At 53.1% G+C, this 23,518-nt stretch carries 19 protein-coding genes; 9 read left to right on the forward strand and 10 right to left on the reverse strand.

Annotation, left to right across the window (positions count from 1 at the left end; translation table 11 throughout):
• Positions 1-111 precede the first annotated feature (111 nt).
• The 3 genes from nrdA (at position 112) to yfaE (ending at position 3,993) form a co-directional block, all read left to right on the forward strand.
• Entirely contained in the window at positions 112-2,397 is a 2,286-nt protein-coding gene (gene nrdA, locus NCTC9997_RS09765; RefSeq protein ID WP_064977978.1) for a class 1a ribonucleoside-diphosphate reductase subunit alpha, read from the forward strand.
• Between the two features lie 68 nt (positions 2,398-2,465).
• Positions 2,466-3,596 carry a class Ia ribonucleoside-diphosphate reductase subunit beta gene (gene nrdB / locus NCTC9997_RS09770; protein ID WP_010864042.1) on the forward strand — a complete coding sequence of 377 codons (1,131 nt, stop codon included), beginning with the start codon at positions 2,466-2,468 and terminating at the stop codon, positions 3,594-3,596.
• Positions 3,597-3,600: 4 nt separating this feature from the next.
• Entirely contained in the window at positions 3,601-3,993 is a 393-nt protein-coding gene (gene yfaE, locus NCTC9997_RS15510; RefSeq protein ID WP_064977979.1) for a class I ribonucleotide reductase maintenance protein YfaE, read from the forward strand.
• Positions 3,994-4,051: 58 nt separating this feature from the next.
• Here yfaE and NCTC9997_RS09780 read toward each other — a convergent pair whose 3' ends face one another.
• Entirely contained in the window at positions 4,052-5,314 is a 1,263-nt protein-coding gene (locus NCTC9997_RS09780; protein ID WP_082935540.1) for a CinA family nicotinamide mononucleotide deamidase-related protein, read from the reverse strand.
• A 457-nt stretch (positions 5,315-5,771) separates the two neighbouring features.
• Here NCTC9997_RS09780 and tyrP (NCTC9997_RS09785) point away from each other — a divergent pair, with 457 nt between their 5' ends.
• Positions 5,772-6,983, forward strand: coding sequence for a tyrosine transporter TyrP (gene tyrP, locus NCTC9997_RS09785; RefSeq protein ID WP_039045657.1), 1,212 nt, complete (start codon positions 5,772-5,774; stop codon positions 6,981-6,983).
• Between the two features lie 34 nt (positions 6,984-7,017).
• The gene (gene tyrP / locus NCTC9997_RS09790; RefSeq protein WP_064977981.1) at positions 7,018-8,229 is read left to right on the forward strand and encodes a tyrosine transporter TyrP; all 1,212 of its coding nucleotides are present in this window, start codon (positions 7,018-7,020) and stop codon (positions 8,227-8,229) included.
• Positions 8,230-8,738: 509 nt separating this feature from the next.
• Here the strand turns inward: tyrP (NCTC9997_RS09790) and NCTC9997_RS09795 are convergent.
• Positions 8,739-10,034, reverse strand: coding sequence for a serine/threonine transporter (locus NCTC9997_RS09795; protein WP_010864047.1), 1,296 nt, complete (start codon positions 10,032-10,034; stop codon positions 8,739-8,741).
• 671 nt (positions 10,035-10,705) lie between these two features.
• Positions 10,706-11,197, reverse strand: coding sequence for a GNAT family N-acetyltransferase (locus NCTC9997_RS09800; protein ID WP_064977982.1), 492 nt, complete (start codon positions 11,195-11,197; stop codon positions 10,706-10,708).
• A gap of 322 nt (positions 11,198-11,519) precedes the next feature.
• Between NCTC9997_RS09800 and NCTC9997_RS09805 the strand changes: the two genes are divergently transcribed.
• Positions 11,520-11,957: a GNAT family N-acetyltransferase gene (locus NCTC9997_RS09805; RefSeq protein WP_010864049.1), complete on the forward strand. Its 438-nt coding sequence runs from the start codon at positions 11,520-11,522 to the stop codon at positions 11,955-11,957.
• A 104-nt stretch (positions 11,958-12,061) separates the two neighbouring features.
• Here NCTC9997_RS09805 and menE read toward each other — a convergent pair whose 3' ends face one another.
• From menE to menF, 6 genes are all read right to left on the reverse strand, one after another.
• On the reverse strand, positions 12,062-13,573 hold the full coding sequence (gene menE / locus NCTC9997_RS09810; protein WP_064978492.1) for an o-succinylbenzoate--CoA ligase: 1,512 nt from the start codon (positions 13,571-13,573) through the stop codon (positions 12,062-12,064).
• A 14-nt stretch (positions 13,574-13,587) separates the two neighbouring features.
• Positions 13,588-14,559: an o-succinylbenzoate synthase gene (gene menC, locus NCTC9997_RS09815; protein ID WP_064977983.1), complete on the reverse strand. Its 972-nt coding sequence runs from the start codon at positions 14,557-14,559 to the stop codon at positions 13,588-13,590.
• 21 nt (positions 14,560-14,580) lie between these two features.
• A complete protein-coding gene (menB, locus tag NCTC9997_RS09820; protein WP_010864053.1) occupies positions 14,581-15,438 on the reverse strand; it encodes a 1,4-dihydroxy-2-naphthoyl-CoA synthase in 858 nt (285 codons plus the stop codon).
• Positions 15,439-15,544: 106 nt separating this feature from the next.
• Positions 15,545-16,444 (reverse strand): 2-succinyl-6-hydroxy-2,4-cyclohexadiene-1-carboxylate synthase, encoded by a 900-nt coding sequence (gene menH / locus NCTC9997_RS09825; RefSeq protein ID WP_064977984.1) that lies wholly within the window; start codon positions 16,442-16,444, stop codon positions 15,545-15,547.
• A complete protein-coding gene (gene menD / locus NCTC9997_RS09830; RefSeq protein WP_064977985.1) occupies positions 16,428-18,122 on the reverse strand; it encodes a 2-succinyl-5-enolpyruvyl-6-hydroxy-3-cyclohexene-1-carboxylic-acid synthase in 1,695 nt (564 codons plus the stop codon). Before menD ends, menH begins: the two co-directional genes overlap by 17 nt.
• Positions 18,103-19,464: an isochorismate synthase MenF gene (gene menF, locus NCTC9997_RS09835; RefSeq protein ID WP_082935594.1), complete on the reverse strand. Its 1,362-nt coding sequence runs from the start codon at positions 19,462-19,464 to the stop codon at positions 18,103-18,105. Before menF ends, menD begins: the two co-directional genes overlap by 20 nt.
• A 371-nt stretch (positions 19,465-19,835) precedes the next feature.
• On the opposite strand from menF, the gene NCTC9997_RS09840 reads away from it, so the two are divergent.
• The 3 genes from NCTC9997_RS09840 (at position 19,836) to NCTC9997_RS09850 (ending at position 22,332) form a co-directional block, all read left to right on the forward strand.
• Complete coding sequence (locus tag NCTC9997_RS09840; RefSeq protein WP_010864057.1) at positions 19,836-21,050, forward strand: pyridoxal phosphate-dependent aminotransferase; 1,215 nt, start codon at positions 19,836-19,838, stop codon at positions 21,048-21,050.
• A gap of 192 nt (positions 21,051-21,242) precedes the next feature.
• A complete protein-coding gene (yfbR, locus tag NCTC9997_RS09845; RefSeq protein WP_010864058.1) occupies positions 21,243-21,848 on the forward strand; it encodes a 5'-deoxynucleotidase in 606 nt (201 codons plus the stop codon).
• A 46-nt stretch (positions 21,849-21,894) separates the two neighbouring features.
• On the forward strand, positions 21,895-22,332 hold the full coding sequence (locus tag NCTC9997_RS09850) for a hypothetical protein (protein ID WP_039045654.1): 438 nt from the start codon (positions 21,895-21,897) through the stop codon (positions 22,330-22,332).
• A 79-nt stretch (positions 22,333-22,411) separates the two neighbouring features.
• Here the strand turns inward: NCTC9997_RS09850 and ansB are convergent, their stop codons facing one another.
• Entirely contained in the window at positions 22,412-23,488 is a 1,077-nt protein-coding gene (ansB, locus tag NCTC9997_RS09855; RefSeq protein WP_197665196.1) for an L-asparaginase 2, read from the reverse strand.
• Positions 23,489-23,518: the final 30 nt, after the last annotated feature.

The raw sequence follows: 23,518 nt of genomic DNA on the forward strand, positions 1-23,518 counted from the left end.
ATGGTTAACGGTTCGATGGTAAACAGGCGCGCTGCTCTGACGCAGGACGCGCAGACAGACGTTGGTGTTCGACTATTACCTTTTCTACTACATTGGCTGAACTGAAGAACTATGAATCAATCTCTGCTGGTAACGAAACGCGACGGACGTAAAGAGCGCATCGATCTGGATAAAATCCACCGGGTCATCACATGGGCTGCGGAAGGTCTTCACAATGTGTCAGTATCGCAGGTTGAATTACGTTCCCACATTCAGTTTTATGACGGGATCCGCACCTCTGATATCCACGAAACCATCATCAAGGCCGCCGCTGACCTGATCTCCCGTGAATCACCGGATTATCAGTATCTGGCCGCGCGCCTGGCTATTTTCCACCTGCGCAAAAAAGCCTATGGCCAGTTTGAGCCACCAAAGCTGCTGGATCATGTGCGCAAGATGGTTGAACTCGGCAAATACGATGCTCATCTGCTGCAAGACTACAGCGAAGAAGAATTTGCGCAGATGGACGAGTTCCTCGATCACTGGCGTGATATGAACTTCTCCTACGCGGCCGTGAAGCAGCTGGAAGGCAAATATCTGGTTCAAAACCGCGTGACCGGTGAGATCTACGAAAGCGCCCAGTTCCTGTACATTCTGGTGGCTGCCTGCCTGTTTGCCGGTTATCCGCGCGAGACACGTTTGGATTACGTGCGCCGTTTTTATGATGCGATTTCAACTTTCAAGATTTCGCTGCCAACCCCGATTATGTCGGGTGTGCGCACCCCTACTCGTCAGTTCAGCTCTTGTGTACTGATCGAATGTGGTGACAGCTTAGATTCCATCAACGCCACCTCCAGTGCGATTGTGAAATACGTCTCTCAGCGCGCCGGTATCGGCATCAACGCCGGTCGTATCCGTGCGCTGGGTAGCGAAATCCGTGGCGGCGAAGCGTTCCACACCGGCTGTATTCCGTTCTACAAGCATTTCCAGACGGCAGTGAAGTCCTGCTCACAAGGCGGCGTGCGCGGTGGTGCGGCTACGCTGTTCTATCCGCTGTGGCATCTGGAAGTCGAAGATCTGCTGGTGCTGAAAAACAACCGCGGCGTGGAAGAAAACCGCGTGCGTCATATGGATTACGGCGTGCAGATCAACAAGCTGATGTATCAGCGCCTGATCAAAGGCGAGAACATCACGCTGTTCAGCCCATCCGATGTACCGGGTCTGTACGATGCGTTTTTCATGGATCAGGCCAAGTTTGAAGAGCTGTACGTTAAGTACGAACAAGATCCGTCTATCCGTAAAAAATCGATTAAAGCGCTGGAGCTGTTCTCGCTGATGATGCAAGAGCGCGCTTCAACGGGCCGTATCTACATTCAGAACGTGGATCACTGCAACACTCACAGCCCGTTTGACCCAATGGTAGCACCGGTGCGCCAGTCAAACCTGTGCTTGGAAATCGCGCTGCCAACTCGTCCGCTGGATGAAGTGAACGATGCCAACGGTGAGATTGCGCTCTGTACCCTGTCAGCCTTCAACTTAGGTGCAATCGAACACTTAGATGAGCTGGAAGAGCTGGCTGAACTGGCCATCCGCGCACTGGATTCCCTGCTCGATTATCAGGATTATCCAATCCCCGCCGCGCAGCGTGGCGCAATGGGACGTCGTACTCTGGGGATTGGTGTGATCAACTTTGCCTACTATCTGGCGAAGCACGGTGTGCGTTACTCCGATGGCAGCGCAAACAACCTGACGCACCGCACGTTTGAAGCGATGCAGTATTATCTGCTGAAAGCGTCTAACAAGCTGGCACAAGAGCAAGGTGCTTGCCCGTGGTTCAATGAAACCACCTATGCGCAAGGTATTCTGCCAATTGATACCTATAAAAAGGATCTGGATCAGCTGACCCAAGAGCCGCTGCATTACGATTGGGAAACTCTGCGTCGTGATATCCAGCTGCACGGTCTGCGTAACTCAACCGTTTCGGCACTGATGCCATCGGAGACTTCATCCCAGATCTCTAACGCCACCAACGGTATTGAGCCACCGCGCGGCCATATCAGCGTGAAAGCGTCGAAAGACGGGATCCTCAAGCAGGTAGTGCCGGAGTATGAACAACTGAAAGATGCTTACGAGCTGCTGTGGGATATTCCGAATAACGACGGTTACCTGCATATCGTGGGGATCATCCAGAAGTTTATCGATCAGTCGATTTCGGCCAATACCAACTACGATCCGGCGCGCTTCCCAGGCCAGAAGGTGCCAATGAAGCAATTGCTCAAAGATCTGCTGACTGCCTATAAATACGGTGTCAAAACCCTGTATTATCAGAACACCCGTGACGGTGCCGACGATTTACAGGATGATCTGTCCGTAGCCGCCGCTGATGATGGCTGCGAAAGCGGCGCCTGCAAGATTTAATTGCGCTCTATGCCGCCGGTGCGAGTAATAAGCATCGGCGGTTGTTTCCGTACAAAGGTATTTTTCTCATGGCTTACACCACTTTCAGTCAACACAAAAACAATCAGCTGCTGGAACCGATGTTTTTCGGTCAGCCGGTTAACGTGGCTCGCTACGATCAGCAAAAGCACGAAATTTTCGAGCGTCTGATTGAAAAGCAGCTGTCGTTCTTCTGGCGTCCGGAAGAAGTGGATGTGTCCCGTGACCGCATCGATTATCAGGCTCTGCCCGATCACGAAAAACATATCTTCATCAGCAACCTGAAATATCAGACGCTGCTGGACTCCATTCAAGGCCGCAGCCCGAACGTGGCGCTGTTGCCGCTGGTTTCTATCCCTGAGCTGGAAACCTGGATCGAGACATGGTCATTCTCTGAGACCATTCACTCTCGCTCCTACACCCATATCATCCGTAATATCGTGAATGACCCGTCAGTGGTGTTCGACGATATCGTGGTTAACGAAGAGATTTTGAAGCGCGCCACCGATATTTCATCGTTCTACGATAAGCTGATCCATGACAGCAACTTGTACCATCTGCTGGGTGAAGGTACGCACACCATTAATGGTGTAACGCATACCGTCAGCCTGCGCGCGCTGAAAAAGACCCTGTATTTGTGCCTGATGAGCGTGAATGCGCTGGAAGCGATCCGCTTCTATGTCAGCTTTGCCTGCTCGTTTGCGTTCGCGGAGCGCGAGCTGATGGAAGGTAATGCTAAGATCATCAAGATGATTGCCCGCGATGAAGCCCTGCACCTAACCGGCACCCAGCACATCATTAACCTGATGCGCAGTGGCCGTGATGATCCTGAGATGGCGGAGATTGCTGCCGAATGTGAAGCGGAGTGCTTTAACCTGTTCTTGGAAGCCGCGGAGCAAGAAAAACGTTGGGCCGAGTACCTGTTCAAAGATGGCTCGATGATTGGCCTGAACAAAGACATCCTGTGCCAGTACGTTGAGTACATCACCAACATCCGTATGCAAGCGGTTGGTTTGATCATGCCATTCCCAGCGCGTTCAAACCCGATCCCGTGGATCAATAGCTGGTTAGTATCCGACAACGTGCAAGTAGCGCCACAAGAAGTGGAAGTCAGCTCGTACTTAGTTGGTCAGATTGACTCCGAAGTCAGCGATGAAGACTTAGGTGGCTTCGAGCTGTGATCGCATGCTGAAACTGCACATTGTCCTGCGTCCACGGGCGCAGGACTATCACCCATCTGAACGCTCAGCAAACCAGTCTGCACATCCGGCAGGTCATGCCCTATTCGCGATCCCACATCAAGGTAATATGACCTTGCTGGAAACCTTAGAATTGCACCGTCAGCCGGTGGAATCGCAGTGCCGCGCAGGGTTTTGCGGCGCGTGTCGGACTCGGTTATATCAAGGCCAAGTGCGCTATCTCACAACGCCGCTGGCGTTCATCGGCGAAGATGAAATTCTGCCTTGCTGCTGCGTACCACAAACCGACCTTCACATCGGCCTTTACGCGGATGCCGGGAGCACCGCAGACAGCGAACTGCCAGCCACTGAGCTCAGCACATTATCCGTGCACGGTTAGAGCCGTTCATCGCTAGATCTGTATACAGTTATCACGGCTAGCATCTAGCCATTGGATGTTAAGCCGGCACATCCCCTTTAGGGATCGTCAGCACTTCTTGCGGTTCAATCCATTCATAGGTGCCGAAAATTTCGCGCGCTTCCAAATAGCGACGCAGCATATCCAGCAACAAAGTAGTCACCACCACACGCTGCTCTGACGCATGACGCACCCGCAGCCGGACACGCTGTCCGTACTCGTTGCGTTTATCGGCTAGCGCGACCGCCACTTCGATATGGTTATCCACCACCAAAATGCGTGAGGTTGCCAGCCCGACATCCGCGCCAGTGCGTTCACGGCACGCTTCGGCCATCGCAATCGCATGCCCCAGCAGTTTCTGGTTATCCGGCAGACGTTGATCGGTTTGCCCAATTACCCAGCCCTGCCGTAAAGCCAGTGCCGTGCGTTTATCATCTTGCAACGTGGCTGCGACCACGCCACCGGTAAAGGTTTCCGACAACGATAGGGTGATTTTGCTTAAAGCGAGGAAATCCCCTAATTGCTCGGGTAACGAGCCTTCACCAGAAAAGACAATGTTGTCATCCAGAATGTCGGAAATTTGGTTCATCAAACGCAGCATATGGTTATGCCGCGTGGCGGGACCGGAGACTTTGATTTCGATAAACGGCATCGCCGAGCGATAACCGAGCATCACATCAGGCGGAACATCCAAGTGTTGCAGACGATCGGCAATCCCACTTTCACTGAGACCAAATGAGGTGACACGCAGGCAGATCGGCGCAGGCGGCAGATTAAAGCGTTGCTGAATAATCGGCAGAATTTGCTGCTCGACCATCACTTTAAATTCTTGCGGGACACCGGGAGTAAAGAACATGACGCATTGCGGCAACGTCAGCATAAAGCCACAGGCCGTGCCCACCGGATTATCCACCAACAGCGCATGTTGCGGTAACAATGCCTGCTTGCGGTTGGAGTCAGGCATCGGACGGCCCGATTTTTCGTAGCGTTGACGCAAACGCTCCAGCCAAGGGTGATTGAGCACCAAGGGTTGATTAAAGGCACGTGCTGCCGCTTCAGCACTGAGATCGTCGCACGTCGGCCCTAAACCGCCGTTGACAATCACAATATCGGCTTCATGGCTACGCGCTAAAAAACAACTTACCAGCGCATTGATATCATCACCCACTGTACTGCGGTAAGCCAAAGGCAAACCGGCTTGGTACAGCGTTTGCGCCAGCCACGCCGCGTTACTGTCTATAATTTCGCCGTGCAACACTTCGTTGCCGGTACTGATCATTTCAACTCTCAACGGCGTGCTCATGCTTTGCTCGCTTCCCTTAGACTAGGCATCCTGACATGTTTCAGCCCATTTTTGTCAGAGTTCTATCTTAACCGCCTAATAAAAAACAAAAAATTCACTTTAGTTCTGTTAACTCGGCTAAATAATAGCGTATTTATCTAACTAAGCATGGCTTTATGGCTTTTCATTAGCAATAGCCAAATTTGTATTGTTTTATTTACACTGAAATTTTTTACTGCGCGAAAATTTTCCTCAAATCCAGCCTGAAAACACCAACATGTAAACATATAATTACACTGCAAACCGGATTTGACAGCGGCACGCTTCTTATTTAATCTGCAGAACATTAGTTTGCCATTAATCCAGACAGGCAGATTAAATTTAGCCTTAATGTTAAATAGCAGTTAAAACACATATACAAAAACATTTTGTCTGTTTTTTAACCTACCGTTCAATTGACATCCATACGGAGTTGCCAGTGAAAAGCCGGGTTTTAGGTAGCGTTCTTATTGTCGCAGGGATTACGATTGGGGCTGGCATGCTGGCCATGCCGTTAGCTTCCGCCGGGATCGGCTTTATCCCTACTCTGTTTATGATGTTCGCTCTGTGGGCATTGATGTGCTATAGCGCCTTGATGTTGGTGGAAGTGCATTTGTCAGCGCCGGACATTCCTGCGCTGAGTGTGTTAGCCGAGCGTTATCTGGGTAAGCCAGGACGCTGGTTAATCAGTTTCAGCATGTTGTTTTTAATGTATGCCCTGACCGCAGCCTATGTGACTGGCGGTGGTGGCCAGTTGATGCACAACTTAGAGCGCTGGTTTGGCCTGCAATTAACACCGGTGCAAGGTGCGCTGCTGTTTACGCTACTGTTAGGTGGCGCGGTGTGTATCAGCACCCGTTTGGTCGACTCGTTTAACCGCATCTTGTTCAGCATCAAGTTGGTGGCGCTGGCGCTGGTGCTGCTGCTGCTGATCCCGCACGTGGAAGGCCAAAACCTGACGGCGATGCCGGTACAAAATCTGCTTCTACTGTCTGCTTTACCGGTCTTTTTCACCTCGTTCGGTTTTCATATCTGCACCACCACCTTAGTACGCTATTTAGATGGTGATGCTGCGAAACTGCGGTTTGTGTTTATTACTGGTAGCGCCATTCCGCTGGTGATTTATATTCTGTGGCAACTGGCTACACACGGCGCCATCAGCCAAGAAGCGTTCACCCACATCCTTGAGGTTAATCCGACGCTGAGCGGTTTGATGCAAACCGTCGACTCGGTGGTGCAAAACCGCAGTGTGGATATGGCGGTACGCATTTTTGCCGATATGGCACTGGCGACCTCATTCCTTGGCGTGTCACTGGCACTGTTTGATTTTCTGGCCGATGCCACCCGCCGCAACAACCGTCCTTCCGGTCGGATGCAAACTGGTTTGCTGACCTTTATTCCACCGGTGCTGTTTGCCCTGTTTTATCCGCAAGGCTTCATTATGGCGCTGGGTTACGCGGCAATTCCGCTAGCCATTCTGGCGCTGCTGCTGCCGGCAGCGATGGTTTGGAAAGCGCGTCGCGCGGGCAACAGTACCTACCGTGTGATGGGAGGTACCGCCGGTCTGATTTTAGTCGCTACGCTGGGTGTCTTTGTGATTGTGGTACAGCTTGCTACCGCCAGCGGATGGCTACCGGCAGTCGCCGGTTAAATATGAAAACGAGAATAACTAACGGAGTTTTACAGTGAAAAGTCGCTTGTTGGGCAGCATTTTGATTGTTGCCGGAACAACCATCGGTGCCGGTATGTTGGCTATGCCGCTGGCGTCCGCGGGGATTGGATTTGGTGCCACCTTTATTATGATGGTGGCCCTGTGGGCATTGATGTGTTACAGCGCGTTAATGTTGCTGGAAGTGCATCAATATTCCGCAGCCAATGCCGGTCTGGGATCGCTGGCGGAGCAGTGCTTTGGCGCTGCCGGTCGCTGGATTGCCAGTGGCAGTATGGCCTTTCTGATGTATGCGTTGATTGCGGCTTATATCACCGGTGGCGGCGGTCAGCTGTCACACAACCTGCAACGTTGGGCGAGCCTTGAGATCAGCCCACTGCAAGGTACTTTGCTGTTTACGCTGCTGCTCGGTGGCGCAGTCTGCATCAGCACACGCGCAGTCGATGCACTGAACCGCGTGCTGTTCTCGATTAAAGTGCTGGCGCTGATCCTGATGCTGGCACTGATGCTGCCACATGTGGAAGGGCCAAACCTGCTAGCCATGCCATTGCAACAAGGGCTGGTGCTCTCCGCCATTCCAGTGATTTTCACCTCGTTTGGTTTCCACGGTAGCATTCCGAGTCTGGTGCGTTACTTAGATGGTGATACACGCAAACTGCGTGTGGTGCTGATTATCGGCAGTGCGATCCCGCTGTTTGCCTATATTCTGTGGCAACTGGCGACTCACGGCTCCATCAGCCAATCCGCGATGGGCAGCATTTTGGCTGAAAATCCAAACCTGACCGGTCTGATGCAAGCCGTCGATCGAGTGGTGGCGAATCCAAAAGTGGATGTCGCGGTACGCGTTTTTGCCGACATGGCGCTGGCGACCTCATTCTTGGGCGTGACGCTGGGGATGTTTGATTTTCTGGCCGATGCGTTCCGTCGTACTGATTCCGTCGGTGGCCGTTTACAAACGGGTGTACTGACCTTTACTCCGCCACTGATTTTTGCCCTGTTCTATCCACAAGGCTTTGTCATGGCGCTGGGTTACGCGGCAATTGCACTGGCGGTACTGGCACTGTTGTTACCGGCGGCGATGGCATGGAAGACTCGTAGTCAGTATGCGCATGGTTACCGTGTAGTGGGTGGCGTTGCGGGTCTGGTGGTGGTGTTTACTACCGGTATCGTGATTATTGCCGTTCAGCTGGCATCTACCTTCGGTTGGTTGCCTCCGGTCGCGGGCTAATTCAGCGGATAGCGTGAACTCGCATCACGCGGTATTGTTAACATTGCGCTCCTAGAAGCTATCTCTATAAGCACTGAATCCGGTCATCAGCGCCATGCTGCATAATATTGCACAGTGGTCGATGGCCGGATTTTCTTTTGCTGTATGGCATCTCATCCCTCTCTTATCTTACGCTTTGGTCTTTCCCTTTCCCTATTCTTTGCAATCAACATGCCGCGACCACTAGCGATGTGGGTGCCTACGAAACTTTCCCTATCCCTACCAGTATTCTGTTGCTGTGTGCTCTGGCTGTTTGTTCTCTTACTCTTTGATCTTTGTTTCTCATGTTCTTGGCTGCCTTGTTTTTAGTGAACTTGGCACTGCTCTCTCTTACTTGCTAAATAGCCGCAGAGTGCCGAGACGAGATCATAAGCAAAAAAAAACGGCACCCCGTAGGATGCCGTTGTTCACACTGTTCAACTTGCTGACTGCCGAGCCACTTTCAGTGCAGTGGCGGCAGCCAAAATGCATTAATGGAACAGGGTGTAGAAGATTGCGGAGATAGCCACACAACCGATAAAGGTCACGAAGATGTTGCTTGGCGCGCCAGCATATTTCTTCATGGCTGGTACTTTGCGTACTGCATACATTGGCATGATGAACAGCAGCAGAGCGATTACCGGGCCACCCAGCATTTCAATGATGTGCAGGATGCTTGGGTTCCACGTTGCAACAGCCCAAGTGGTCAGCAGAATGAACACTGCGGTGATGCGGTTCAGGGTATTGATACCTACGGTTTTACCCTTACGACGCGCCGCTTTCAGGATCAGACCGTTCAGACCTTCACGGGTGCCCAAGTAGTGACCCAGGAAAGATTTGGTGATAGCAACAAAGGCAATCATTGGTGCCAGATACGCGATCAGCGGGTTCTGGAACTTGTTCGCCAAGTAAGACAGGATTGAGATGTTATCCGCCTTCGCTTGTGCCAGCTCAGCTGGAGACAGGCTCAGCACACAGCTGAATACGAAGAACATAACAGTGATCACCATCATGATGTGGCTCATCATCAGAATGCGTGAGCTCTTGGCATCAGCCATGTCACCGTACTGCTGCTTTTGCTCTACGGCAAAAGAAGAGATGATTGGTGAGTGGTTGAAAGAGAACACCATTACTGGGATCACCAGCCACAGAGTTTTCAGCACGTTGCCGATACCGTTACCGCCCGCTGGCACATAATGGAAAATGGCAGTGTTCCACTCAGGGATCAGGAACAGAGACATCAGCACCAGTACGGCCACAAATGGGAATACCAGTACGCTCATGGCTTTAACGATCAGCTTTTCACCACAGGCCACAATCGCCATCAGGCCCACGATCAGCACCAGAGACAGGATCGCACGCGGAGGTGGGGTCATGTGCAGCTGGTTCAGCATGAAGCTTTCAACGGTGTTAGTGATCGCCACGCTGTATACCAACAGGATCGGGTAGATCGCGAAGAAATACAGGAAGGTGATCAGATAACCGGCGGTTGAGCCAAAGTGCTCTTCTACCACTTCAGTGATGTCGTCGCCCTGACGGCCAGAGCCAGACAGTACGAAGCGGCACAGTGCACGGTGTGCAAAGAAGGTCATTGGCAGAGCCAGAATCGCCATCACCAGCAGAGGCCAGATACCACCGATACCGGCTTCGATAGGCAGGAACAGCGTACCCGCACCTACCGCCGTACCGTACAGGCCCAGCATCCAAGTGATGTCACTTTTATTCCACTTCATGGTCGCCGCATTGGCGCCTTGAGTCGTTGCTTGTTTCGCTACTGTGTGATCCATAGGTTTATCTTCAAAGTATTTATAAAAAAACGTTATCAGTAGGTTGAAACGATTCAAGCTACAACGTGAGCCAGAGTGCGATAAAAAACACATACAGTTGTGCCCTGCCAAAGCAAGGGGCAGCAAAATAACCATCCATTGGAAAATTGCTCAGAGATGAGCCTGATATTGTCTGCAACCGCTGTTCCAGCAGCTGTTATCGCCGTGTTTCAACCTCTGCGAAAAAGGTTCTTGGTTTCAGCGCTGACTGTCTGATTGATTTTTGATATGGGCTGTCAGACGCTGGAATTACTTTTGTTCACTCTGTCTGGTAGCGCAGCGTTGCGGCTGGTTATCTGCATGCACCCGAAGGAATACAAACAACGAGATGTGCAATAAGTTGCCCTACCAATAAGAGGGCGCCATTATAGCGACTGGCAGCCATTGGTCGAGTCCTAAATCACACTTTTTATAGGGGATAGGGAGATTTATAACGCAATAAAGAGAGATCGATCACATAAATTTATTTTCCCTGCGCACGGGATGCGTAAACTTTCAACAGTGAAGTTGCTCACAAAATAGCAGTTGGTTTAATTTTCATCACCGACAAACGCGTCATCACCTTAGAGCGCAACGCCGGATAAGCTGAGTTCTACTGATGCCGGTGATAAAAAACGAAGCGATTGTCTAGCTTAGTGCCCTAATCGGTTCATGCCGATATGTGGAATACCGTCTTCCAGATACCCTTCCCCGCATGCCTCAAACCCGTGCTGACCGTAATAGCCTTGCAGGTGAGCTTGCGCACTCAGGTGGATAGACGCGCTCGGCCAGTGCTGTTCACACAACATGATGCCTTGCTGGATCAAATCATGACCAATGCCTTGACCACGGTATGGCGCGCGGGTAATCACACGACCAATCACCGGCATAGATGAATCCAACTCACCATGGCCTACCGTACCCGGCGCCATAATGCGCAAGTAAGCGGCCAGTGTTTCACCGTCATAACCCAGCACATGGTAAGTCTGCGGCAGCAAATCCAACCCATCAATATCTTGATAAGCACAGGCTTGCTCCACCACGAAGACTTCCGCTCGTAACTGTAACAACTGGTAGAGTTCAGTGGAGGAGAGCTCGGCAAAGGTACAGGCTTTCCATTGCAGCGAAGGTGAACACGACGACATTCCACGTTTCCTTATGTTCTGATCAACCATACAGTTTTTCCTGTTTTTAACGGTTTTCTCTGCCGTAGACGAGCGGAGAAATGTAACTTTTCCCTCTGAATATTAAAATTTTCATGCAAGGAAAATGCATAATAGCGCATAAATCGTGCGCCGCAACCGGAAAAACATCACGCTCCGTCATGCAGTGATGTTCATATAATCAGCTGAATTCCCTGTAATATTTTGCGATACAGATAAACAAATTTACCCCCTATCCCCCTGTATATCTGCGGTAATTAAGATATGCTCACTCTATAGGCGAACCAGCCCACGGAGTATGAGCATGCAAGAGATACACATTTCCGATCAGCGTAAAGATGTGGATGATGAGCTGGTCTATCAATTTTTGTCTGGCCAAAGTGGTTGGGCGCGCCGTATTCCACGGGAAACCCTGCTGCGCGGATTGGATCACTCGCTATGTTTTACGGCGCTAAAAGGTGACGAGCAGGTTGGTTTTTGCCGCGTCATCTCTGACTACGCCACCTTTGCATATCTGTGTGATGTGTTTGTGGTAGAGAGTTGCCGCGGACAAGGTATTGCCGGTTCGATGCTAGAGGCGGTGATGGAGCATCCTGATTTGCAAGGATTACGTCGGTTTGTGCTGACCACCAGCGATGCGCACGCGCTGTACAACAAGTACGGCTTTGAGCCACTGGCGCGGCCACAAAGTTTTATGGAAATTCATGACCCGAATATCTATAAACGGGCAGATGACGAATAATAAAAAACGGCAGGAATTCCTGCCGTTTTTTTCGGTATTGTTCGCTACAGTTGCCGCCATACTCAGCTCACTGTTCTGGCCGGTCTGGCCGGATACACCACGCATTACAGCGGCGGTGGGCCACTTGCTAGCCAATCGGCAACCGCTTTACGCGCAATTTTAATGCCGCCGCCGCCAAAGCCGTCGGGTAAGCAAAAATAGTGCAGCGGACGCTGAAATCCCGCCAGATGCGTTTTCGCCCACGACCGTAGCTCCTCTGCCACCGCGCTGGCATCAAACGCCGTATCCGCCGAAGAGTTGAATTGCAACACCGCCACCGGTCGCTGCCCAAACTCCGCATCTGCAACCGGCAGAACAAACGCCTGCAACACCTGCGGATGCAGCGCCAGCCCACGTTCGATTTGCTCTGGCTGGATATTTTCGCCGCCACTGATAAACAAGTTATCAAGGCGACCTAAAATCACCAACTCGCCGTCGCGCATGCAGCCACGATCGCGAGTGGCAAACCAACCTTGGTCGTTCGTCAGTGGCTGCAAAGCCCCATCGCGCCAGTACCCCAGCGCCAGTGGCGCGCCACGCACCCACACTTCTTCGTCGCGCAAACACAGTTCACGGCGTGGCAAACATAACCCTACGCCAGAGCGACTGTCTGCCGCTTTCGCCGTCACCGTCGAGGCCATTTCGGTCATGCCGTAGCCGCACCAGCAGTGGATCCCCGCCGCTTGCGCTTGCTGCGTCAACGCCACGGGGATCACCGCGCCGCCCAGCAACACTTGCCGCAGTGATGGCAGCGACTGCGGTTGCTGCAACAATCGGTACAGTTGGGTCGGCACTAAAGAGGCATGACTACAACCTTGTAGCGCCTGCGCTAAATCACGCAGTGGACGACACACTAAGGTCGCGCCACGCAGCAGCCAGCGCCAGACAATCCCCTGCCCGGAGACATGGAACAGCGGCAAACTGAGCAACCAGCTGTCGTGCGCAGTGAACGGCAACATTTGCAACAGCCCATCGGCACTGGCCAAATGGCACTCCGCCGAATGCACCACGCCTTTCGGTAGGCCGCCAGAGCCAGAGGTCAAGGTCACGGTCGCCGGACGCGTCGCGTCCCACGCCACAGGAGCAGCAGCGACAACAGGGCTGACTTCCAACGCGTTATTAGCCGCTGACGAAGCGCTGTGCGCCGCATCAACGCTAAACAGCTGCACGCTAAAGAGCAGCGGAGCCGTCAACATCTCCACGCCGGCAGAGTCAAAAGCATCGACGACCGCCGGCTCAGCGTTCATCTCACCATCAGTAGCGGGCATTGCAATGCCAAATCGGACATCCAACGCCGCGCACAGCGCCACTTGTCGCTCACGCGGCAGCTGTGGATTAACCGGCACCACGCGCGCACCGCATTCCAACACGGCCAGATAGTTGAGCAGCAGCGCCGGACTATTACGCCCAATCAGCGCCACTGCACAACCTTCTGACACGCCGCATTCAGCCAAATAGGCCGCACGCTGCGACACACGCTGCGCCAGCTGTTGCCAGCTTAAGGTGTCAGACTCTGTGCGCAGTGCCACCGCCTGTGGCGAATGTGTTGCCCAGTAGCGCCACGGACACACGTCCATCACCGGCAGATCGCTTAACACGGCCAGACTTTTTCCAGCTGACTCACTGACCACAGCGGTAGCGCGCTGTCTGGCCACGGACGCAGCACTTGTGCTTGCATCATCGACAGCGTATCCAAGCCCGGCATGGTGTCCGGCGTCAGCCAAGCGGCCACCCGCGCCAACTGCGTTAAGCCTAAGCTCGACTCAATCGATGAGCTGATGACAGCAATCAGACCGGCCGCATGCGCTTGTTCAACCAACATCTGGCAACGTTGCAGGCTACCCACCAGCGTAGGCTTGATCACTATCGCCGACACGCCGTCTTGTGCTTGCACCTCAAAGCCTTCATCACGCACGGTTTCATCCCACGCGATATTGATGCCGGTGTACTGCGCATAATCGAGACTTTCTTGCGGGGTTTTGCATGGCTCTTCCAAGAACTGAATGCGCGGACGGTAATCCGGATTCACATACTTAGCAAAGCCTTCGGCTTTAGCACGAGTCCACGCACGATTGGCATCTAAGCGCAGTTTCAGATCTGGCAGCGCTTCGAGCAGCATATTCACAATCATGCCGTCGCGCACCGATTCATACAGTCCGACCTTGACCTTCGCGATCTTCTCACCCGGCATCGCGTTTAATGCGGCAAACAGATCGTCTGGATCGCCCGAGCACAATGGCACGGTGCGGTAATCACCGGCCTGTGGCAGCGAGCCATCCAGCTCGGCCAGCGCACAGCTGGTACCAAAGGCGACCGATGGCCACTGTGGCTCAGCCGGTGTTTCACCCGCTAACCACGCGCTCAGCCACGCTTGAGTCTCTTCTTGCGCTTGTGCCAGCGTTTCGGTGCTGAAATACGGTAGCGGGGCGATTTCGCCCCAGCCTTCGCGCTCATCCTGCTGCACATGCAAAATCAAGCCTTCGCGCGTCTTAAGTGGACGGTTGCGAAGGCCGATGCCTGCCTCCATCGGCAGGCTGTAACGGTACAGAGTCGCGGTTCTCATAATAGGAATAATTATTCTAAATTACGGATTACGTTTGAATTTGCTGAAATCTGGCTGACGCTTCTCATTGAAAGCGTTGCGTCCTTCCTGACCTTCTTCGGTCATGTAGAACAGCATAGTGGCATTACCTGCCAGCTCTTGCAGACCCGCTTGGCCATCACAGTCAGCGTTCAGCGCCGCTTTCAGGCAACGCAGAGCCATCGGGCTGTTGCGCAGCATTTCACGACACCAGCGCACGGTTTCGCGCTCCAGCTGCTCCAGTGGAACAACGGTGTTCACCAGACCCATGTCTAGCGCTTGCTGCGCATCGTACATGCGGCACAGGAACCAAATTTCGCGCGCTTTTTTCTGGCCGACGATGCGAGCCATGTAAGACGCACCCCAGCCGCCGTCGAAGGAGCCGACTTTCGGGCCAGTTTGACCAAATTGGGCATTTTCAGCCGCAATCGTCAGGTCACACATCATATGCAGCACGTGACCGCCACCCACTGCGTAACCGGCTACCATCGCCACCACCGGCTTTGGACAGGTACGGATCTGACGCTGGAAATCCAGCACGTTCAGGTGATGCACGCCGGAATCATCACGGTAGCCACCGTAGTCGCCACGGATCTTCTGGTCGCCGCCAGCGCAGAACGCTTTGTCGCCCTGACCGGTCAGCACAATCACACCGACGTTGTCGTCATAACGCGCATCAGCCAGTGCTTGCAGCATCTCTTTCACAGTCTGTGGACGGAACGCGTTACGCACTTCTGGGCGGTTGATAGTGATCTTAGCGATCCCGTCAGCAGATTTTTGGTACAGGATGTCAGTGTAGTCTGCGCTGCAGTCCTGCCATTCAATCGGGGCGTACAGTTCTTCTTCGCTCGGATAAAGCATCGGGCTATGTCCTGTAAGTAATGAAAAAATAAGTGGATAAAAGCATAAAAAACCGCACCGTCAGCGTTCAGAAACGAACAGCTAAAACGGTGCGTGAAATTTCAGTTCAACGGGCGTCAGCAGTTTCTGCTGACGGCGGCGTTGATGCACGTTCTGTCGCAGACGCTTGCGCTAAAATCGCGCGGATCTGCGCCGCATAAGCGGTTGGATTGCCGTAATGAGCATTGTGTCCAGCCTGTGGGATCAGCGCGAGCGGATAACCGTGCTGACGCGCCAAGGTGACGAACTTCAAATCAGTCTCACCACACAGATAGTGGAATGGCAACGGCAGATCGCGCAGCGGCTGGCCCATTTGTGGCTGACGCCCTAAGGAAGAGCCTTCCAGCATCATGGCTAACGCTCGGCCATCGTTGGCCGCACGGCGTTGTTGCAACTCACTGCGTTGCGTTGGATTCAAATCGGCAAACACCGGTTGGCGATACCAGTCGCGCAGCACATCGGCCAGCGCCTCACGACGAAAACGCTCTGCCCAACGCCGGTCGTGGTACCAACGGCCCAGACACTGCTCTTCTTGCGGCAGGCCCGGATGCGCGCCTTCCAAAATCAACCCACGCAGACCTTGCGGCGGCTGGCCATTGGCCGTTTGCGTCGCATGGTAGGCCGCAATGCGCCCGCCCATGGAGTAGCCTATCAGCCAATAATCGTGAATGCCTTGCGCTGCCAGTGTCGCCGTCAGCAGGCGATTCACTTCGGCCATCGAACGCACGCTAAATCCAGTTGAACCGCCGTGTCCCGGCAGGTCAACAGTCAGCAGCGGATAGTCGGCCAATTGACCTGTCACCGCTTGCCAATCATCACCATTGCCGAGAAAACCATGCAGCCAAACCAGCCACGGTTTGCCTTGTTCACTCAGCGCCGTGTCACCACGGCGGACACAGTGCAAGGTTGATGAATTCTGAGGTGACACTTGCGCTTCAACTGATTGAGTTTTAACTGATAACGGCATCTCGCACCTGTTGCAGTAATGTCCGCAGGGTTTCAGCGCCCTCGCTGTCGGCAACTTTCAGCTCCATCAGCATGGCACCATTTTTCACATACGCCTGACGCAGCGCGGTTCCCACATCAGCCCAGGTGTACGGGCGGGCATACGCCATCCCAAACATGGCGGCAGCATGGGAAAAATCTAGCCCATGCGGCATGCGGTAGAAACGTTCACGCTCTGCTTCCGGCGCAGGTAATAGATCAAAGATAGCCCCACCGTTGTTATTAATCACGATCAGCACAAACGGCACACCGAGATTACGCAGCAGCGCCATCGAGTTCAGATCGTACAACGCCGAGGTATCACCGACGATCGCCAGTGTTGGCTTACCACCGGCCTTGGCAACGCCTGCCGCGGTTGAGATCAAGCCATCAATGCCACTGGCACCGCGATTGCTGTAAGTTGGGTAATTTTCAGGCAAGGTGCCCAGCGCATCAATCAAACGCACAATCAGGCTGTTACCTAAGAAAACTTGGCCATCTGGCGGCAGAATTTTATTCAAGTGGTGCGCGATCGAGGCTTCACAGAGCTTGGAACCCAAGTGTTTTTGCACTTGCGTATGGGCAAAACGCGCCAACGCCGGCAACTCAATCGCCCACGGCTTACGTTGCCCTTCAGCGGGATGGGCACGAACCCAATCGGCAATACCGGCGCAAATCCGGCGGCTACGATGATGATACGGGTCTAAACGCTCACTATGCGGCGCTACCACCCAATACTCTTGTACACACAGGCTTTCCAGCCACTGGCACACCCGTTTGGAGATAAAGCGGCCACCCAGTTGGATGACAATCTCTGCCTCAGCCAAACGCTCTAGCGCATGCGGGTTACTCAGCCACAAATCGGCATACGGCAGCATCGGCGATACGCCGGATTGCACGTCAGTGATCAACGGCCAGCCCAAACGCTGTGCCCACGCCGCGACGGCGGCCCCTTCTTCGGGCGCCATTTGACCGGCGACAATCACCCCTTTGCGCTTGCACAGGGTATCCCAATGCGGATCAGTTTCGACTGACGCTTGCGGATGACGGAAAGTTAGCCATGGGGCATCACCACCCAGCCAATCGGCCACCGGCTGCATCCACTCTTGATACAAGCTGGTGTCATTGCCGTACAGCGGCTCCGCAAACGGGCAGTTCACATGCACTGCGCCGCCCTCTTGCGCCTGACGGTGCATCGCGGTATCCAACTCGGATAGCAGCCAACGCACCGGAATATCCGGCGTAGGGCGCGGTAAATTCAGACTGACACACGGATGGTCGGCAAACATACCCGGCTGACGAATCGCTTGATTCGCGCCACAATCCACCAGCTCTGGCGGACGGTCTGCCGTCAGCAACACCAGTTTTTCTTTGGTCAAACCGGCTTCAATCAGAGCCGGATACAAATTGGCCACCGCCGTTCCGGAGGTCACGATAACCGCAACCGGCTGATTTAACGCCTTTGCCATACCGAGCGCCATATGTCCTAAACCACGCTCATCAAAATGGGTGTGGCAGGTCAATTTGGCATGCGCGGCCGCTTCCAGCGTCAGCGGTGTTGAGCGGGAACCGGGGGCAATACAGACATGGCGAACCCCGTGACGGGTAATCGCTTCCAGCACTACCCCCGCCCAGCGACGATTAAAGGCACTTGTTGACATAGTCGGGCTCCAGCAAAGTGCGCAGGCCGGCGGCTTTGCGCTCAATCTCCTGCCACTCAGCTTCTGGGTCAGAGCCGGGGACAATTCCAGCCCCGGCAAATAAATGAACTTGGTTTTGTTGGATCAACGCCGAACGGATAGCCACGGTAAACTCCGCGCGCTCACGGGAAATGTGCCCAACAGAGCCGGCATACCAGCCGCGCTCAAAAGGCTCATGTTCGTGAATAAAGCGCCGCGCCGGCTCACGCGGTAATCCCGCGACCGCGGCGGTTGGATGCAACCAAGTCAAACACTGGGCATCATCGGCTTGCCGTAATTGGGCGGTGATCCGTCGCCGCAGATGCTGCACTTTACGCAGTGCCAACACCTCTGCAGGCAAAACATCTAGATTATCCACATGTCCGCTTAAACGTGAACAGATATCTTCCACTACCAGTAGATTTTCGTGCTGATTTTTCTTATCAGAAAGCAGCCACTGAGCCAGCTGATGATCCTGAATATCATCCCCAGTACGCGACACCGTCCCAGCCAGCGCTTCGGTGTACAGCGTCTGACCACTGCGGCGGAACAAACGCTCGGGGCTGGAGCCAACAAAACCGTGGCTATCATCCAGCGCCAACATAAAATGGAAACAGCGGTGATTCACACGGCGACTGGCGGCCAGCAATTCAGCCGGCGCCACTGGCTTATCCAGCGTCAGCGTGGTTTTACGCGCTAACACCACTTTATCAAATTCACGCGCCTCAATAGCCGCCAGAGATTTGCGGATCAGCGCAAACCAGCCCGCTTTATCGGGCGCATGGCGCGCTTGCTCCACCGTCACATCCGGCAAATTCAGCGCACTTGACGCCACCAGCTGACACAGCTGTTGCCACGCTTGCAGGCCATCTTCTCGCAGCGAAGTGTGGCTATGCAGGTTAATGGTTAACCACGCCCCTTTGGTGGTCTGGCGCAGTTCAAAGCGCGGCAAGAAAAACCAGCCGCTCAAACAGCCGTGGCTACGCGCTTGCAAGCCATCAAATGCTGTACCGCCCCACACGCGCAGCGGTTCGTTCTGCGCCTGTAAGAACTCACTGACCGCATCAGGGCGATTAAACACGCGAACTTGCCCCAGCGCGGCGACCTCTTCAGAGCCATCACGGTGCAACCAGTAAAATTTGGGAAACAGCGGCTGAGCTGACAACCAGTCAAGTAATTTGCCAGCATCTCGGCGTAGCATGGAGAACGTAAATTGCCGGATACCGGGAGAATCCGGTAACGCCGCAGAGGAAGAATCGGAATGGGTGACATCCGGTACGGCGTTATCCGCCGGGCCACAAAACAGCTGACGCAGTCTGGGCATCAGTTCATCAAGCAGGTTCAAAGTAACCTCACGCGTAAGCAATCCACTTACTCTGGTTATTTTCGCTCTCCTGATTTTCATTTTGATCCATGGAGAGTCATCACAAAACAGCCATATTGTAACGCCAAACGGCCAGTTTCAACGACCGTGGTCACACAGACTTATTCAAAGTCATAATTTTAATCTATTTTATTGCCATTTAGCACAATAAAATACCAATTAGTAACACTTAATAGTTATCTATGCGCCGCTAGCGGAGCCACATACAGAGCGTTGCTCTGAAATCAACCAGTTAGCTTTCGCCGCTGCCGCCCACAGAGTAAAGTGCTGGAGTATCTCTCTTTATATTTAAAACAGTGGCGCGCCTTACTATGCATACTCTCAATAAGTCTACAAAACTCGATAACGTTTGCTATGACATCCGCGGCCCGGTATTAAAAGAAGCCAAACGCTTAGAAGAAGAAGGCAACAAAATTCTCAAGCTGAATATCGGCAACCCCGCGCCTTTTGGTTTTGAAGCGCCCGATGAAATTTTGGTCGATGTGATTCGCAATCTGCCTACCGCGCAAGGCTACTCAGACTCCAAAGGATTATATTCCGCTCGTAAAGCCATTATGCAGCACTATCAAAAGCGCAACATGATGGACGCCACCGTGGAAGACATCTATATCGGTAACGGGGTTTCCGAGCTGATTGTGATGGCGATGCAGGCCTTGCTGAATAATGGCGACGAAATTCTGGTGCCAGCGCCTGATTATCCGCTGTGGACAGCGGCAGTTTCCCTGTCCGGCGGCTCTGCCGTGCACTACATGTGCGATGAAGAAGCCGGCTGGTTCCCTGATTTAGACGATATCAAACGTAAAATCACCCCGCGCACCAAGGGGATTGTGATCATCAACCCCAATAACCCTACCGGTGCGGTTTACAGCAAAGAATTGCTGCTCGAGGTCGTGGAAATTGCGCGCCAACATAACCTCGTGATCTTTGCCGATGAAATTTACGACAAGATCCTGTACGACCACGCGGTGCACCACTCGATCGCAGCCTTAGCGCCGGATCTGCTGACCGTTACCTTTAACGGATTGTCCAAAACCTACCGCGTGGCCGGTTTTCGCCAAGGTTGGATGGTACTGCACGGCCCGAAAAAGCACGCTAAGAGCTATATCGAAGGCTTAGAGATGCTGGCCTCGATGCGCTTGTGTGCGAACGTGCCGATGCAACACGCTATTCAAACCGCTATTGGTGGTTATCAGAGCATCAACGAATTTATCCATCCGGGTGGTCGCCTGTACGAGCAACGTAACCGCGCGTGGGAGCTGATCAACGAGATCCCAGGGATCTCCTGCGTCAAGCCGATGGGCGCGCTGTATATGTTCCCGAAACTGGATCAGAAGAAATTCAATATCCGTAACGATCAAAAAATGGTGCTCGACCTGCTGCTACAAGAAAAAGTGCTGCTGGTTCAGGGAACCGGCTTTAATTGGCCGCATCCCGATCATTTCCGGATCGTCACGCTGCCACGTGTGGATGAGTTGGAGATGGCAATCGGTAAACTGGGGCGTTTCTTCTCCACGTACCACCAATAAGTACCATTAATAAGCGGCACCGTTAATTTTCCCCTGTCACACTCATCCGGCATACATGCCTGCCCAAGCACTCCCTCACCGGAGTGCTTTTTCTTGGCCTTTTTACAGCTGAATCTGATACCAGCGCCGCTTTTGCTTCTTCGCGCCCTTTGCCGCACAATATTGTTCTGGCATCGGTTAAGGAGTAATGGAATGAACCACAGCCACTTTTTCGCCTACCTGTCGCGGATGAAACTGATCAACCGCTGGCCGTTAATGCGCAATGTGCAAACGGAAAATATCTCCGAGCACAGCTTGCAAGTCGCCTTTGTGGCTCACGCATTGGCACTGATTAAAAACAAAAAATTCGCAGGGAATGTTAACCCTGAGCGCATCGCCCTGATTGCCATGTTCCACGATGCTGGCGAAGTGTTAACCGGTGATTTGCCCACCCCTATCAAGTACTACAACCCAGAAATTGCCCGCGAATACAAAAAAATTGAAAAAATCGCCGAGCAAAAACTGGTCGGTATGTTGCCTCCCGAGTTTCAAGACGACTACCGAATGCTGATTGACTCCGATGCGCTGCAACCTGAGGAGCAACACATCGTCAAACAAGCCGACGCCCTGTGTGCCTATCTCAAGTGCATCGAAGAGCTCTCGGCAGGGAATAACGAATTTAAACTGGCCAAAAAACGGCTGAAGAAAACCTTGCGTGACCGCCACAGTGAAGAGATGGATTACTTCATGAACGTGTTTGTACCGAGCTTTCATCTTTCTTTAGATGAAATCAGTCACGATGAACAAGGCACGCTGTAATCACGCCGAGTGAAGGCAAAAAATACAAAAAAGAACAGGAATCACCATGAAACCAATCGCTGCCCTGATGCTGTTACTGGCCCTGACCGGCTGTAAAGAGAAAGAAAAAGTGCTGAAAGTGACGTTGGATCAACCCACCCTCACCGAAACACAAATGCAAAACGTGGTCAGTGCGTGGCGCAAACTCAAAGAGATGTGCCCCGCGTTAGCCAGTAAAGACATTGTGCATGTTACCGGCGTCTTAGAAGACGAAACCACCATGCCCGGTTGGGGCGCGATGTACCCGCAGTTCAAACAATACCAGTGGGTGGGCGATATTCTGTTTCAAGCCGAAGACGGCACGCGCAAGCAGACCTATAACCTGATGTTCGGTTACGGTCAGCAGCCGGCCATTTTATATAAAGAGACCCAACTTACTGAGCTGTGTCAGTGGCAAGGGAAAGTCGAGCGGTTGAACGACCAATACTGGATTTACAAGCAGTAAACGGTGTTTATCACCACACGCTAACAACAAAAAATCCGGCGCAGTGGCCGGATTTTTTATGTCTCAGGCATCAAGGCCATTAGTAAGTCAGGAAGATTTCCTGAATCTTAGCTGGGTCTTGCGTTTGCGTCAGCGCCAGCTGCAGCAGAACACGCGCTTTTTGCGGGTTCAACGGGCCAGCTGCCACAAAGCCGTACTTGGCATCATCGATTTCCGCATCCAGCGTTGTGGAGCCTGTAGGCACACGGGATGAACGCACAACTGCGGTACCGTTTTTAGCCGCTTTTTCCAGCACATCAAAGGTGGTGTTGTACAGGTTACCGTTACCCACACCAGCAGTCACGATACCGTCATACTTCGCATCCACCAGCGCTTTCACTGGCTCTACCGCCATGTTGGAGTAACCGTACACGATACCCACTTTCGGCAGCTTATCCAGCTTGCTCACATCGAACTGGCTTTCGCTGGTGTGCTTACGAGTAGGGGTACGCTGGTAATCAATCTTACCGTTATGGATGTAACCCAGTGGGCCATAGTTTGGCGCTTGGAAGGTGTTCACTTCGGTGGTGTTCATCTTCACCACGTCACGGGCACCCAGTACGGTGTCGTTCATGGCAACCATCACGCCACGGCCTTTCGAGTTGGCATCAGCTGCCGTTACCACCGCGTTATACAGGTTGAATGGACCGTCTGCGCTCATCGCAGTAGAAGGACGCATCGCGCCTACCAGTACCACAGGCTTGTCGCTCTTCACGACCAAGTCCAGGAAATACGCGGTCTCTTCCATGGTATCCGTACCGTGAGTAATCACGATGCCATCCACGTCGTCCTTCGCCAGCAGCTCATTGACACGCTTGGCCAGCTTCAGCCAGACTTCGTCATTCATATCCTGAGAGCCGATTTTCACTACCTGCTCACCGGACACATCAGCGACTGATTTCATCTCTGGCACCGCAGCAATCAGGGCATCCACCCCGACTTTACCGGCGGTATAGCTGGAGTCAGTCGCAGAATTGGTGGTACTGGCACCGGCAATGGTTCCGCCTGTAGCCAGAATCGTGATATTAGGTAAATCAGCAGCAAATGCAGCACCGGAAAACCACAAAGCGACAACAGAAGCACTCAGTGTTTTTTGAAAAGTTTTACTGATAGTCATCGTGTTACATCCATTTAGTTATCGACCGCC

The sequence above is a fragment of the Plesiomonas shigelloides genome (genome assembly GCF_900087055.1).
GTDB classification, from domain to species: Bacteria; Pseudomonadota; Gammaproteobacteria; order Enterobacterales; family CAMTGL01; genus Plesiomonas; species Plesiomonas shigelloides.